The organism is Candidatus Arsenophonus phytopathogenicus (genome assembly GCF_056113345.1).
In genome coordinates this window covers 1,764,351-1,778,583 of record NZ_JBUIOB010000017.1, presented here as the reverse complement: position 1 = coordinate 1,778,583, position 14,233 = coordinate 1,764,351, and the positions used below count along the sequence as shown (strand labels likewise).

Genomic DNA, 14,233 nt, shown 5'->3' with positions numbered 1-14,233 from the left:
ATAATAAAAATTATTCTTTAAAATCACTAGCATCCAGTTTATGCCTGGCTAATAACTTATAAAACTCCGTTCGGTTTCGACCTGCCATACGCGCGGCATGGGTAACATTACCTTTTGTCATTTGTAACAATTTACGCAAATAATTAAGCTCAAATTGATTGCGAGCCTCAACAAAAGTAGGTAATGCTGTATTCTCGCCTTGCAGCGCCTGAATGACTAATGCTTCACTAATAACCGGCGCGGTTGTTAATGCAACACACTGCTCAATAACATTAACTAATTGCCTTACATTACCCGGCCAACTTGCCGCCATTAAACATTTCATTGCATCCCTCGATAGGCTACGCACAAAAGGTTTATGACGCTTTATTGATTCCTTTAACAAATGATTTGCTAATAAAGGGATATCCTCCGAACGCTCATTAAGGGTAGGAATTTTGATATTTACCACATTCAAACGGTAATAGAGATCTTCCCGAAATTCATTTTTTTCCATTGCCTTTGGTAAATCACGATGGGTCGCTGAAATAATTCGAACATCAATATCCAAATCACGGTTACTGCCTAAAGGCCGCACTTTACGTTCTTGCAAAACCCGCAATAGTTTCACTTGAAGAGACAAAGGCATATCACCAATTTCATCGAGAAATAGTGTCCCACCTTGCGCAGCGAGAAATAGACCTTCACGATGTGTAACCGCACCGGTAAAAGCGCCCTTGGCATGACCAAACAGCTCCGATTCTAAAAGCTGCTCAGGTAAAGCCCCACAGTTAATTGCAATAAAGGGCTTTTTAGCTCTAGGAGTAGCACGATGAATTGCTCGTGCCAACACTTCTTTACCAGTACCACTTTGCCCATTTATTAAAACACTAACATCAGATTGCGCCACCATACGTGCCTGTTCTAATAAACGAAGCATTATCGGGCTACGAGTGACAATTTCCTCACTCCAATTTTCATCAGAAACGGAAATTGACATAGCCAAGGCTTCACCAATCGCTTTATAGAGGGCATCACGATCAACCGGTTTAGTGAGAAAACTCGATACCCCTCTTTGTGTTGCCGCTACCGCATCAGGGATTGAACCATGCGCCGTTAAAATAATGACCGGCATGCCTGGCTGCTGTTTCTGTATCTCCGCAAAAAGTGCCATGCCATCTATTTCATCCATACGCAAATCACTGATAACCAGATCAATTTTATCTTTTGCTAGAATTTTCAAGGCATCCACACCATTTTTTGCGGTAACCACCTTAAATCCTTCACTAGTCAAACGCATACCCAATAATTTCAATAGACCGGGATCATCATCTACCAATAATAGATTGGCTGATTTATGCACTGTCATTGGGGATTTTCTCCCCTTTTATCAAACTGATGAGACTCTTTAATCACATCTGTCGTTTTCGGCTCTGCGCTATTTGCTGTTGAATTGGTAATGCTTTTATCCATTTTTCCACTTGAAACAGCTTGTTCCTGCTGTTTGCGTGAAGAAAGTTGTCGTTCAATATCGGTCAGATTTTCCAACTTACGTGAGACAATATTTAATTCATAGGTTAGATGAGCCTTTTGTTCAGCTAAACAATCTAGTTTATTATCGCTCTCTTGTTGTAAACGTAAATATTTAGCATTTACTTCTTCAACATTAACAATCTGAATTTGCTTTTCACGCCATAATTCTAACAATGGGCGAATAGGTGAAGGGAACTGCAAACTATAAATATTCAAATTATCAATCATTTGACGCCGGGCAGTGACGGTTGGCTCTGCAACATCGAGTAAAATATTATGTCGAAAAACATTTTGCCAATTAATTAACTGAATCGTTTTAGCCATCAAAGCTGCTTGCTCTTTATTCAATCGATTAGCACAGTCAACAATTCTCATCCAGTAAAGCGGATTATCTGAAGCATTCTCACTATCTATATTCCATATTTTTTCACAAGTAACATAGCGATAATCTGTTATACGTTCCTCTATTGGTATCGATTCATTTATCATATCCAGTGGTACTGGATGGTGATATTTACTACAAGCTATTAATAAAAAAGGTAAAAGAAGTGTTGTTAACTTTACTTTCCATTTAGTGGAAAAAAATCCCCCACAACTTAGCTTCGCAGATGCAATATGCCATGTTTTCCGCATTATCCCTGCGGCTATTAGGGCGTTGTAATTAGACCAATTTGGCATTATTCATACTCTGTGGTTAGTGGTAGCTCAATACGAAAACAAACATCAGCAAACTGACAATCAATAAGCAACAATTGACCATTCATTCTTTTAATACAATCTTGGGCAATGCTTAATCCTAACCCGCTCCCTTTTACTGACCCTTTACGCAATAAAGATCCCTGAAAAAAAGGTTCATAAATCATATTTTGTTCAGATTCTGGGATAGGTGTTCCTGTATTAGCGATATCGATTTGGAGTTTATCATCAGTTTCATTGCTTATTATCCAAATCTTACCCGATTCAGAACCGTAGTGCACTGCATTAGAATAGAGATTATCGATCACTCTTGCCAAAAAAGTTGGCTCTGCACAACAATGAGTAATATTTAACTCAATTTCAGTTTGAATATTTTTAGCTCTAGCCGTTAGATTATGTGAGGAAACCACATTTGCCACTAACTTGGTTAAATCAATTTGCTGAATCAGTGCTGGCCCATCGGCTAACTGACGATTATAGTCTAATAATTGCTCAATGAGTTGTTGCAAATGTTTACTACTATTATCCAAAATAGCGACAACCTCTCGTTGATCTAAAGTCAAAGGCCCTGCTACTTCATCGGCTAATAGTTCAGCCCCTTCACGCATACTGGCTAAAGGTGTCTTTAATTCATGAGAAATATGACGTAAAAATTCATGCCGTTGTGATTCCAACCAGCTCAGTCGCTCACTTAACCAAACAATACGCTGAGCTAATGAACGTAACTCACTAGGGCCCTTAAAACGTTCAAGTCTGTTGAAAAGTGTTCCTCCTGCCCCAAGATGATTAATCATACGCTCAATAGCTTTAACCGGACCAATAATCATTCTAGTAAACAACACAACTAATAATACACTCAATAAAAACACAATTAGCGTTTGCCAACCAAAATATTGACCTTTTTCAGCAATTGCATTCTGCAATTGCGTACCTCGTCCAAATACAACATCACGTGTTAATTGTACTAACTGATTGTTGGTAACCGAAAAACGTTCAAGTGCCGTCGCCATTGCCGGGATAGGTGAGTTATTTTCGCATTTTAAATCGGAGAGATCTTCCAGTAAGGTTTGAATAGTCGTGATTTGGTTTCTATCAGGCAAAATAGTCATTTGGCGAGCTAGCATCTCACTATATTCTTGCCGTTTTTTCTTATATAGAGCAGCAAAAGTTTGATCGTTTAACACACAGTATTGACGATAGCTACGCTCCATTTCAAGCGCAGTACTCGTCATGATTTCACTGCGCCTAGCATCAAGCAAAGTGGTACGGTTGATATCAGCCGCTTGATTACTCAATTGATCTAAACTTTGATAGGCCTGGTATGCCAATATTAATAATGGCAAAAGAACCAATAAAAAAGCCATCACCACCAGTTGGCGTAGTGAACGCGGAAAAGAATGCCACTTATTCAAAGAAATCATTTCATTACCTATTCATACTATTATGGTAACAGAACTTATATTCGATAGTGAATTTGCCTGCCGATTTAATAAAAAATTTCTAATTTGATTATTATGTGAAAAACAGTCTTTTAATCACCAAAATTGAGGGTAACATTTTAATTAATAAGGAAATAAGGCAAGGAGAGTAAATAATATTCATGCGCTTAAGCAGCAATAAATACTTTATTAAATAATTCACTGCGCCCCACCGATATTGGCGAGGAGAGCAGCGAATTTTTAATAGATGGTGCCTCACTCCACGTGTCGCCCGATGTTTGATAAAGCTTGTTTATAAGCAAATATCATGCTGATGGACGGTAGGCACCTGACTTTTGGCATCATTCCTGGCTTATGTGGTGTGCATCCCTCTATATTGGGACCAACATAAAAAGTTGAATGAGCGACTGCCCAATATAATATGCACCTTATATGCCAACTTTTTAAAAATTTTATTAACTTATTAAAATTTAATATAAAATAAATTTCTTAAGCATTTAAAATGGTTTTTCATTAAATTTAATGCCATGATTTTTAATAAAAATGTCTCCAATTAGAGACATTTCATTGGATGAATAAAATACTAACAAAAAAATCATATAATTAAATGTCTCCAATTAGAGACAACTTATTTTTATCACTTAGCTAATTGACGACAGTTATAAGATTTAATAAGCAAATTTAAATAATAATCAACATCAAATTTCAGCTAAATTTAGCTCATAATGAAATTTATTTTTTACTTATTTTCAATCAACCGCGCAAAAACTAAAACTACATTTTATCTCCTATGACTAACCAAGTTTTTATTACTTGAATTAGCCATAGGGAAAAATATTTATATCAATATCAACCCAGCTGCCGCCGCGCATTACGAAAAATACGCATCCAGGGGCTATCTTCGCCCCATTCTGGCGGATGCCATGAATGGGTAACTGTACGAAATACTCGCTCCGGATGCGGCATCATGATAGTCGCCCGCCCATCTAAGCTGGTCAATGCAGTAATACCATTAATCGATCCATTTGGATTTGCTGGATACTGCTGAGTAACCTGACCATAACTATCAACAAAACGTAGCGCGACTAAATGATTTTTTTCCAACTGGTCAAGATGCGCAATATCTCGCATTTCAACTTGACCTTCACCATGAGATACCACTATTGGTAGCTGACAATCAGCCATATCTTGTAAAAATAGTGAAGGACTTTCCATCACTTTTACCAAACTAAAACGCGCTTCAAAGCGTTCTGAACGATTACGTACAAATCGTGGCCAATGTTCAGCACCTGGAATCAACTGATTGAGATTAGACATCATTTGACAGCCATTACATATGCCTAATGATAAAGTATCAGAACGAGTAAAAAAGCCCGCAAATTCGTCACGTACGCGTGAATTGAATAAAATTGATTTTGCCCAGCCTTCTCCCGCCCCCAATACATCACCATAAGAAAAGCCGCCACAGGCAACTAATAGCTGAAAATCAGCGAGTGTTACTCTGCCTGCTAACAAATCACTCATATGCACATCAATGGCAGTAAAACCTGCACGGTGAAATGCGGCCGCCATTTCAACATGGGAATTGACACCCTGTTCACGTAAAACAGCCACTTTAGGTGACGGGGTTGCCATAATATAAGGCGCTGCAATATCATCTGCTGGATCAAAGTTTATTTTTACATTCAATCCAGGATCTGTCAGATCTTGTTTAGCCTGGTGTTCTTGATCTGCACACGCAGGATTATCACGTAAACGTTGCATTTGCCAGGTAGTCTCAGCCCACCATAAACGCAATTGGCTACGTTTTTCACGGTAAATTTTTCTACCGTGACTATTGATAGTAACAATATCGTCTTTAATTGCCGTACCAAGATACTGTACACACCCAGCCAATCCATGCTCGGCCAAACATGCTTCCACCATTTCCCTATCCGCTTGCTTGACCTGGATGACTGCCCCTAATTCTTCGCTAAATAAAGCAGCAAGAATATCTTTATCATAATGACTGATATCAATATCTAAACCACAATGACCGGCAAATGCCATTTCTGCTAATGTAACAAATAGGCCACCATCGGAACGATCATGGTAAGCTAATAATTTTTGTTCTTTTATAAGCGCCTGAATTGCATTAAAGAAACCGGTTAATAATTTAGCATCACGGACATCCGGGGCATGATCACCTATTTGCCGATATACCTGTGCAAGTGCTGAACCTCCCAATGCATTATGACCTTGCCCGAGATCAATTAATAATAATGCATTATTTTGATCACTTTTCAGTTCAGGTGTAACCGTCAGACGAACATCCTCAACCCGAGAAAAAGCGGTAATAACCACAGAAAGCGGCGCCGTCATTTCACAAATCTCTTCGCCATCATGCCAGGTGGTCTTCATTGACATCGAATCTTTACCAACCGGGATGGTTAAACCTAATGCCGGACATAGCTCTTCACCAATAGCCTTCACCGCTTGATACAAACCGGCATCTTCACCAGGATGTCCCGCTGCTACCATCCAATTAGCGGAAAGCTTCACCCGTTTTAAGTCCTGAACATAAGCAGCAGCGATATTGGTCAAAGCTTCTCCAACCGCCATCCGGCTAGATGCCGCATAGTCCAATAGCGCAATGGGTGATCGCTCACCGATCGACATAGCTTCGCCATAATAACTTTCTAAACTAGCTGTCGTGACCGCACAATCAGCAACCGGGATCTGCCAAGGACCAATCATTTGATCGCGAGCCACCATTCCGGTAACACTGCGATCACCAATAGTAATCAGAAAAGTTTTCTCTGCTACAGCTGGCAAATGTAATACCCGTTTAACTGCTTCGGTTAAGGTTATCATTCCTCGATTAATCGGCTTACCGGCAGCAAATTGAGAACTAACATCACGTAGCATTTTAGGCATTTTACCTAACAAAATATCTAGCGGCATGCAAATAGGCTGGTTAGTAAAATAACTATCATTAAGAACAAGATCGCGATTTTCCGTCGCTTCACCAATAACAGCATATGGCGCGCGTTCTCGACGACAGATAGACTCAAATAGGGGAAGTTGTTCAGGTAAAACAGCTAATACATAGCGCTCTTGAGATTCATTACACCAAATCTCACGAGGATCCATGCCTGGTTCATCATTCAATATTTGACGTAGTTCAAATATTCCGCCTCGATCAGCATCATTCACTAACTCAGGCATAGCATTAGAAAGCCCACCAGCGCCAACATCATGAATAAATAGGATTGGGTTATCAGTTCCCAACTGCCAGCACCGATCAATAACCTCTTGACAACGACGCTCCATTTCAGGGTTATCACGTTGCACCGAAGCGAAATCAAGATCAATATCAGACTGCCCTGAAGTCATCGATGAAGCGGCGCCACCTCCCAGCCCAATATTCATCGATGGGCCACCTAATACGATTAATTTAGCGCCAACTGGAATATTGCCCTTTTTAATATGTTCTGCCCGAATATTACCTATACCGCCTGCTAACATAATCGGTTTGTGGTAACCACGTAACTCTACTCCATTATGACTATTCACTAGCTCTTCATAAGTGCGAAAATAACCTAATAAAGCGGGTCGGCCAAATTCATTATTAAAAGCGGCGCCACCCAATGGCCCATCAAGCATAATATTAAGCGCACTAACAATACGCTGTGGTTTGCCAAAATTTTGTTCCCAAGGTTGTTTAAAACCTGGAATACGTAAGTTAGAAACAGCAAATCCAACTAAACCGGCTTTAGGCTTTGCACCACACCCTGTTGCCCCTTCATCACGTATTTCTCCACCTGAACCGGTGGCAGCACCAGGCCAAGGAGAAATAGCTGTTGGGTGGTTATGAGTCTCTACTTTCATCAAAATATGAGCATTTTCATGATGATAATCATACTTGCCGGTTACTGGATCAGGAAAAAAACGCCCAATATTCGATCCTTCCATTACGGCAGCGTTATCTTTATAAGTTGATAAAATATAATCTGGCGTTTGTTGATAAGTATTTTTTATCATACTAAACAAAGAATTAAGTTGTGATTTACCATCAATAACCCAACTGGCATTAAATATTTTATGGCGACAATGTTCTGAATTAGCTTGCGCAAACATATAGAGTTCAACATCCGTTGGATCCCGTTCTAATGTTTGGAAGGCATCCATTAAATAATCAATTTCATCTGTAGCTAACGCTAAGCCTAATTCAATATTTGCCAATTCAAGTGCACGACGACCGTTTTTTAATATTTCTATCGTCACCATCGGTGCCGGCTTATGGTGCATAAAGAGTGATTTTGCTTGCTCGAAAGAAGTCCAAATAGTTTCAACCATCCGATCATGCAAAATGACAGATAAATCATCCAATTGTGATATATCCAATGGCGAGGAATAAATAATATAATAAGCAATTCCACGCTCAAGCCGGATAACCTGCTGTAATCCACAGTTATGAGCAATATCCGTTGCCTTTGAAGACCAGGGTGAAATAGTGCCTGGTCGAGGAGTCACCAAGAGTAACTGGCCAGAAGGCTGTTGCTCAGTTAATGAAGGACCATAATGAAGCAATTGACTTAGTTTTTGTCGATCATCCTGATTTAATGGCGCACCAAGTTCAGCAAAGTGTACATATTCAGCATAAATGTCAGTAACCGGTAGTTGCTGCTGCTGGCATAGGGAAAGAAGCTTAGTAATGCGAAATGTCGATAAAGCGGGTGAGCCACGCAGAATTTCCATAGTAATAGATTCTCTTAACTTATAAAGCTGGCCTGAAGGATATGTATCAGGAAAACTGGAAGGCTATTATAAAGCATCATGAACCGTTACGAAACCGTTTGCGTGCACATTTATCACACATCTGAAAATGTTAAATATATGTAAAATATATTAAATTAAGTTGCAAATTCTACTTTTGTTAAGCAAAATGTCGGGCTCTTAAAAAATTGGCCATAATTTGGTCATTTTAATTAAGAAAATATGTTTAACTAACGAGATATAACCATTTGATCAATATCAGAATTAATTATCTTATTATCGTTATTGTCTCTATAATTTCTGTTGGTGTCATTACACTTAATATTGAGTGGCCCAACCAGCAGCAAGACCAGGTGAAGAGAATTATTTCTCGCGGTGAATTACGTGTAAGTACCATTAATTCACCCCTTATGTCCTTTAACGATAAGCAAGAAGCAAGCGGATTTGATTACGAACTGACTAAACGCTTTGCCGATTACCTTGGCGTAAAGCTACGTATCAATGTACGTTCAAATATCAATCAACTTTTTAATGACCTTGAAAACGGTAATAGTGACTTTATTACTGCAGGGCTTCTTTATAATGAGAAGCGCCTCGATAAAGCACAGCCTGGCCCTGCCTACTATACCGTTTCCCAGCAGCTAATTTATCGCAAAGGGGTAAGTCATCCACGCTCTTTGAATGATGTAAAAGGAAAGTTTGTCGTTGCCACTGATTCAGTAAACGCTAATACGCTGCAACAGTTGAAGCAAAAATATCCAAATCTTCAATGGGAAGAAACCAGTCATTATAATGCGACTGAGTTATTGCAACTGCTCTCTGAAGGGAAAATTGATTATACCTTAGAAAATTCTATTGTCGTCGCTATGCAGCAACGTATTCATCCAAACATTGCTATCGCTTTTAATGTTAGCGACGATCATAGCCTTAATTGGTATATGAAACGCTCAAAAGATAATAGTCTAAATGCAGCAATGTTAGACTTCTTCAATAAAAGTAATGAAGAAGAACTTTTAACACGTTTAAATGAAAAATATTTTGGCCATGTTGCTACTTTTGACTATTTTGATACGCTTTCTTTTATTACTGCAATTAATAAAACTTTGCCAACCTATAAGCATCTATTTAAAAAATATGCAGAAGATATAGATTGGCGTCTACTAGCAGCAATTTCCTGGCAGGAATCACACTGGGATCCACTAGCCACATCACCCACCGGTGTTCGTGGTTTAATGATGCTAACAGTACCTACTGCACAAACTATGGGTGTGTCAGATAGGCTGGATCCAGAGGAAAGTATTAAAGGTGGCGCCGCTTACTTGCAATATCTGATTTTGCGCTTACCAACTACTATTGCGCCTGATGATCGTATTTGGTTTGCCTTATCGGCCTATAATATGGGGTTGGGACATATGCTTGATGCCAGGAAACTGACACGCATACAAGGCGGAGATCCTGACAGTTGGTTAGATGTAAAAGCCAGACTGCCGCTACTTAGCAAAAAAAAATATTTTGCTAAATTAACCTACGGTTATGCACGTGGCTATGAAGCCTATCGCTATGTGGAAAATATCCGCCGTTATCACCAAAGTTTGGTGGGTTACCTACAGAATAAGGAAATGAATCAAAATATGCAGCTCGCTGCAAGGGATCCGCTATTATTCTCTAGAACCAGCAGCAAAGAAAAAAGTAGTGACTAATTTAGCTAATCATTACAAACAGTATTAGCTTCTATTTCTGCCTAAGCCGCCTTACTAAGCTACTTAGGCAGATTTAATTTATCAACGCTACCCTTTCCTGGCCAATTTTTTTCTGCTCGACGCTGTTGAAAAAAACCGCTTAACATCGTCGAACATTCATCGGCCAAAACCCCTCCCAATACCAGAATACGATGATTCATATCCGGATGATTAAAAAGAATCAATAATTGAACCAGCAGCACCAGTTTTTTGATTAGAGGCGCCATATACTAAACGACCGATGCGCGCATGGATCATAGCTCCGGCACACATAATACAAGGCTCGAGTGTCACATAAAGCGTCGTATTGAGTAAGCGATAATTTTGTAAAGATTGACCCGCTGCCCGCAAAGCTAAAATTTCCGCATGAGCAGATGGATCATGAGACAAAATAGGATGATTCCAACCTTCTGCAATCAATTCATCTTCATGTACTAATACCGCGCCAACAGGAATTTCACCTTTTTCTTGACCATTTTTGGCTAGTAAAATAGCTTTTCGCATCCAATAAACATCTTTTTGGGCTTGATCCACGAATAAAAACCTCAAATATTAATTTAAATCGCAAAAATAATTATAATATAATATCAACTTATGATTTAATAACTCTTTAATACTAATTCATAGCCATCTCATATAATAAATAACATCAATAAACCACCCAAAAAATCACTTATATTATTAATAAAATTAACTAATTTAACTCAGTGTATTGTTGCATTAAGGGTAGTCACTGATCTAAATAGGATATAATAAATGATAAAAAAATTAATAAATGATAATCGAAATTATTCGCTGAAAATATCGCTACTTATTATATTATTCAGCCTAATTCATTACGCTATGGGTTACCCACCAAGACTAAACTATACAGCTGGTATCGTCGCATTGCTAATCGTTATCAATCAGTTACGAATAATATATAGTGGATTCATTATTATATTCACCATTATTGCAGCGCTATATTTTCCGATTAGGGTACTTTATGGTACTCCCTCACTAACCATAGCAACATCAGTTACTTATACCAATTTAAATGAAGCAATAGAATTTATTAGTAATATTCCATACTATCTTTATGTTGGATCATTATTTATTTTACTGTTCGGCTTTTTCTGTACAACATTTAAGCTTAAAACCGGTAACAAAACAAAGATTGGTGCTTTTATTACCTTTTTGGCGTTTCTTCTATATGGCCCAATAAAAGATTATAAAGAAACGGGTGAATTCGATATTTTAAATAGCGGTTATCCAGAAATCAAATTTGTCAAAGACTTTAATAGTGCCAAGGAAGAAACCAATAAACTGTTTAATTTATTTGCGCAAACAGATGACTTCCAGCCAAACAATAGTGCCACGCCATTTGATACCTATGTTATGGTGATTGGTGAAAGTGCTAGACGCGATTTTATGCACGTTTATGGCTTTCCAATTAATAATACCCCATTTATGGATAGCGCTAATGGTATTGTATTCAACCATTATATTTCAGCCGCTTCATCAACTATTCCATCATTAACCAGTTCCCTGACCCAAGCGCCCAAATTAGCCAATAGCGTTATTGCGCTGGCAAAAAAATGGGGATTTACTACCTATTGGTTGTCAAATCAGGGAGCTGTTGGTATCTACGACACACCGATTGCTTCTATAGGGAAAAAAGCAGATCATTCGTTTTTTCTGAAAAGAGCAAGTTATAATAGTAAAGAGACCAATGATGATGAATTACTGCCACAAATTGTAACAGCAATCAAAGCTCCTCAGGCCAAAAAATTCATTATTGTTCATTTAATTGGTAGTCATCCTCGCGCTTGCGCAAGGACTAATGATCACTATGAAACTTTTTACAAAAGTGAAGAGATTTCATGCTATATACAGAGCATAAAAAATACTGATCAACTGTTAGCAACAATTCATCAATATTTAACCGACAGCCAATCAAAATGGACAATGATCTATTTTTCTGATCATGGCCTCGGTTTCGTCAATAAAAATAACCCGAGTGACCTAAAACTTACCCATAATGATCAATACCGTCAGGATTATGAAGTACCACTATTTATTAGTTCTTATAATTCTAACGACCGGCAGTACATTACTGCTGCTAGAAGTGGAATTAACTTTTTAACTCTATTTTCTAAATGGTCAGGCATTGACGATGCCAGTATTGACCATTCTTGTCATATGATTTCAAACGATATTTGTCATCAACAAAATAGTGTTATTGACTGTAATAATAAACGAATTGACTATACAAAATTACCGTCAGATATGGCGCCATGACATTATGCCAAATAGCAAACAGCGAATAAGGCAAATATTGTGGTTATAGCGTGATAATTTTTTATCTGAGGCATAAAATATACTGCGTTTATTCACGGCTTTAGCTTAATAATACATGCAGTTTTTTGACTAATTTAATGATATAAGCAATATTTTAAATAGAGCTTAAAATGTCACTATAAATTACTTATCGCTGTATCAATTATGATATATAATAACTTTAAATAGTTTTAAAATAATTGTAACATAGTTTTGTGTTATCTTTTAATTTTTTGAATTGGCGTTACTTATTCGCAATTTCGCTCTATTTAGCAACACAAAAAAATACCAAGCATACATAGGAATACCAACCTGCTATTAAAACAAATTAAAGATATATTCAATACCGCTAGCTGAAAAGTTATATATCTTCATTTTTATTGCAGATTAATAAATTAATTATATGAAAACCGCAAAAAAATACTTTAACTATATAATAATATTATTTATATTCTCACTTTTATTAAATGTTTTTGTTTTCAAAGAAGATTCAAGGCTACCACATATATCTAGTTTTATTATTCTCTTAATTACTTTCTTATTAATAATAAGTAAGAATAAATTACCAAAACTAATTGGATTACTTTTTTTTATTCTTTATAAATATAAAAGTTATATATTCGTTAAATTTTAACGTAAATATAATAACCTCTGTTCTACATTCCATCCTTGAAACCAACATAAATGAAGCTCTATTTATGTCAGGCAGTTTAATGCTAAAGTTAATTTTTCCTACATTAATTTTTACTGCTTTTTTATTTTATCTAATAACAAGAATTAAGAAAAATTTAAAAAATACCTCTCTATTATTGTATTCAGCATTATCGTTTACAGCACTTTCAATGATCCTGGTGGTTTTAGATATCAAAGATGAAAACAGATTAATTTCTAATATCAAAGAAGATAAAAAAACAGCTCGGGATTTTTTTCATCATAAAATACCTTTAGTATTTGGTGACGTGATTTATTTATTTATTTATTTATTTATTTATTTATTTATTTATTTATTTATTTATTTATTTATTTATTTATTTATTTATTTCATCATATGAAAATAATAAATATGCAAATACAGCCGAAATTGAAAAATTTAATCATGCAATATTATCTAAAAAAGACAATAATAATAATAAAAATATTATATTAATCATGGGGAAGACTCACTCTACTCCCGTTATAGTGCATATGGCTATCATTTAGATACAACGCCACATATGACAAAAATATTTTCAACCGAAGATAGCTGCATCTTAAATAACGCCCATTCCAGTTCACCGATAACCCGAGATTCAGTGTCAATGACACTAGCTTTTCACACACCGGAAAATGAAGAAAACCTGTTCAACAATAAATCTATTATTGAAATGGCAAAAGCCAATGGATATAAAACATATTGGTTAGGTTCCCAAGAAATACAAGGTCTGCATGGTTCAAAATTTGGTTTTATCGCTCAAAAAAGTGATGATTTAAGGCTAACCAATTATAACGATAATAAATTAGCCAACCTGCTAGCAAAAGTGTTATCTGATAATGCACAAAAAAGATTTATCATTATTCATCTTTATGGTAATCATTTACCCTATGACAACTATGATGCAATAGATAAAAAAGCTTTACCAAAAGCAGCGGATTATGATCTCACTATTCATCATACTTACAGGATCATAAATGATATAATGAATATCATTTATGCAAAAAATAGATTTTAATTTAATTTATACCGCAGATCATGGCGAGATAGTCAATGTTGATCATGGACTGGAAAAAGGA

The 14,233-nt window shown here is 36.8% G+C and carries 8 protein-coding genes and 1 pseudogene; 4 read left to right on the top strand and 5 right to left on the bottom strand.

Annotated elements, in window-relative coordinates; all coding sequences use genetic code 11:
* Positions 1-10 precede the first annotated feature (10 nt).
* The 4 genes from glrR to purL all read right to left on the bottom strand — a co-directional run bounded on the left by glrR (position 11) and on the right by purL (position 8,387).
* On the bottom strand, positions 11-1,348 hold the full coding sequence (gene glrR / locus AC01GB_RS13080) for a two-component system response regulator GlrR (RefSeq protein WP_474452152.1): 1,338 nt from the start codon (positions 1,346-1,348) through the stop codon (positions 11-13).
* Positions 1,345-2,190 (bottom strand): two-component system QseEF-associated lipoprotein QseG, encoded by an 846-nt coding sequence (gene qseG / locus AC01GB_RS13075; protein ID WP_474452151.1) that lies wholly within the window; start codon positions 2,188-2,190, stop codon positions 1,345-1,347. Before qseG ends, glrR begins: the two co-directional genes overlap by 4 nt.
* Positions 2,190-3,629 carry a sensor histidine kinase gene (locus AC01GB_RS13070; protein ID WP_474452150.1) on the bottom strand — a complete coding sequence of 480 codons (1,440 nt, stop codon included), beginning with the start codon at positions 3,627-3,629 and terminating at the stop codon, positions 2,190-2,192. Before AC01GB_RS13070 ends, qseG begins: the two co-directional genes overlap by 1 nt.
* 867 nt (positions 3,630-4,496) lie before the next feature.
* Positions 4,497-8,387, bottom strand: coding sequence for a phosphoribosylformylglycinamidine synthase (gene purL, locus AC01GB_RS13065; RefSeq protein ID WP_474452149.1), 3,891 nt, complete (start codon positions 8,385-8,387; stop codon positions 4,497-4,499).
* Positions 8,388-8,653: 266 nt separating this feature from the next.
* On the opposite strand from purL, the gene mltF reads away from it, so the two are divergent.
* Entirely contained in the window at positions 8,654-10,105 is a 1,452-nt protein-coding gene (gene mltF, locus AC01GB_RS13060; RefSeq protein ID WP_474452148.1) for a membrane-bound lytic murein transglycosylase MltF, read from the top strand.
* Between the two features lie 59 nt (positions 10,106-10,164).
* Here mltF and tadA read toward each other — a convergent pair.
* Positions 10,165-10,648: pseudogene (gene tadA / locus AC01GB_RS13055) on the bottom strand (tRNA adenosine(34) deaminase TadA).
* Positions 10,649-10,900: 252 nt separating this feature from the next.
* On the opposite strand from tadA, the gene AC01GB_RS13050 reads away from it, so the two are divergent.
* The 3 genes from AC01GB_RS13050 (at position 10,901) to AC01GB_RS13040 (ending at position 14,172) form a co-directional block, all read left to right on the top strand.
* Positions 10,901-12,424: a phosphoethanolamine transferase gene (locus tag AC01GB_RS13050; protein WP_474452147.1), complete on the top strand. Its 1,524-nt coding sequence runs from the start codon at positions 10,901-10,903 to the stop codon at positions 12,422-12,424.
* Between the two features lie 737 nt (positions 12,425-13,161).
* On the top strand, positions 13,162-13,515 hold the full coding sequence (locus AC01GB_RS13045) for a hypothetical protein (RefSeq protein WP_474452146.1): 354 nt from the start codon (positions 13,162-13,164) through the stop codon (positions 13,513-13,515).
* 90 nt (positions 13,516-13,605) lie between these two features.
* Positions 13,606-14,172, top strand: a complete 567-nt coding sequence (locus tag AC01GB_RS13040) for a sulfatase-like hydrolase/transferase (protein ID WP_474452409.1) — start codon at positions 13,606-13,608, stop codon at positions 14,170-14,172.
* Positions 14,173-14,233 lie beyond the last annotated feature (61 nt).

Excerpts from the sequence above, each read along its gene's own strand:
- glrR (WP_474452152.1), bottom strand. The coding sequence starts at position 1,348 with ATGACAGTGCATAAATCAGCCAATCTATTATTGGTAGATGATGATCCC.
- qseG (WP_474452151.1), bottom strand. The coding sequence starts at position 2,190 with ATGCCAAATTGGTCTAATTACAACGCCCTAATAGCCGCAGGGATAATG.
- AC01GB_RS13070 (WP_474452150.1), bottom strand. The coding sequence starts at position 3,629 with ATGATTTCTTTGAATAAGTGGCATTCTTTTCCGCGTTCACTACGCCAA.
- purL (WP_474452149.1), bottom strand. The coding sequence starts at position 8,387 with ATGGAAATTCTGCGTGGCTCACCCGCTTTATCGACATTTCGCATTACT.
- AC01GB_RS13050 (WP_474452147.1), top strand. The coding sequence starts at position 10,901 with ATGATAAAAAAATTAATAAATGATAATCGAAATTATTCGCTGAAAATA.
- AC01GB_RS13045 (WP_474452146.1), top strand. The coding sequence starts at position 13,162 with ATGTCAGGCAGTTTAATGCTAAAGTTAATTTTTCCTACATTAATTTTT.